At 76.0% G+C, this 1,279-nt stretch carries 1 protein-coding gene and 1 pseudogene; both read right to left on the reverse strand.

Annotated elements, in window-relative coordinates; translation table 11 throughout:
* Positions 1–1,060, reverse strand: a 1,060-nt coding sequence (locus OZN99_RS31845; protein WP_270939194.1) for a hypothetical protein, incomplete at its 3' end; no start/stop codon positions are given.
* Positions 1,057–1,279, reverse strand: a pseudogene (locus OZN99_RS31850) (hypothetical protein); the annotation flags it as partial. The pseudogene OZN99_RS31850 and the gene OZN99_RS31845, both read right to left, overlap by 4 nt.

The raw sequence follows: 1,279 nt of genomic DNA on the forward strand, positions 1-1,279 counted from the left end.
GGTCCGGCAGCACGCCGCGCATCTGCGCGCCGGCGTCGAAGGCCGCCAGCTCGCGCGCCGGGAAGGCGGTCGCGATCGGGCGGCGCGCCGAGGCGGCGAGATGGTCGTTGCGCAGCGTGTCCCCCACACGCGTCCGGCCGAGCTGGGTCAGCGTGTTGCGCAGCATCGCGACGGCAACCTCCACGGGCCGGTCGCGCAGCGTGGCGGCGATGATCGCGCGCGCCTCCGCCGCGCCCGCCACGCCGCCCATGGCGCGCGGCGATCCGTCCGCGTTGCGGTTCAGCGGGCTGCCGCCGTCCCAGAGGAACGTATCGCTGTCCATCGGCATCCGGTCGGCGAAGGCGCAGAGATGCCAGCCCGCAGCCGGGCAACGGTCGCGGATGACGGCCGCGGCCGGCCCATCGGCCTGCAGCCGCGCCAGCAGGAACACCGCGCCATGCGGCGACAGCGTCGCCCGGCCGAAGGCGATGACGTTCGACGCAAGCAGGAAGCCCAGCGCCAGCGCCAGCGGCAGCGCCGCGCGCACCACCGGCGCCGGCCGGCGCGCCACCACGGCGACCAGGACCAGCAGCGCCAGTGCCGTCGGCAGGTGCGAGAGATGCGCGGCGACCGCCAGCCCGCCGACCAGCGCCACCCAGGCCGCCTCGCCGCGCCCCAGCCCGCCGAAGGCCAGCAGCAGCAGGCAGAGCGGCACGAAGGCGGTGAGCGCATCCGGCATCAGCGTGGCCAGGAACCAGGGCGCCGAGGTCAGCGCCGAGAGCGCCGCGCAGACCGCGAGATGCGCCGCGGGCGTCGCACGGTCCCGCACCATCCGCTGCGTCAGCCACACCAGGTGCGACGCGATCAGCCCCTGCGCCGCCGCCGCCGGCCACAGCGAGACCTGCCAGTGGAACAGGTGCAGGAAGGGCCCGTAGGCCTGCGTCTTGTCCCAGGGCGTCTCGGGCAGCGTGGTGTGATTGAGGTAGGAGACAGTGTCGATGAAGAGCAGCGGGTAGCCGTTCAGCGCCGCCGGCCAGACCAGCAGCGCTGCGCCCGCCAGGATGGCGAGCAGCGCCGTCATGGCCGCTCCTCGCGCGGGCGCGGCAGCAGCGCCAGCACCGCGACCACCGGCACCAGCCACAGGATCCGCGCCTCGTAGCGCGGATTGGGGCGGGAGAGCGCGCCGGCCGCCACCGCATTCGCGGTGACCGCCACCAGCACGCCGACCACCAGGCCGAGCCGCCGCATGTCGCCCGCGCGCGCCGCGCGCCACCAGGCCAGCAGCGCCAGCGCCGCGCCG

Origin of the sequence: Falsiroseomonas oryzae (genome assembly GCF_027856955.1) — a bacterium.
In the GTDB taxonomy this organism is placed as follows: domain Bacteria; phylum Pseudomonadota; class Alphaproteobacteria; order Acetobacterales; family Acetobacteraceae; genus Falsiroseomonas; species Falsiroseomonas oryzae.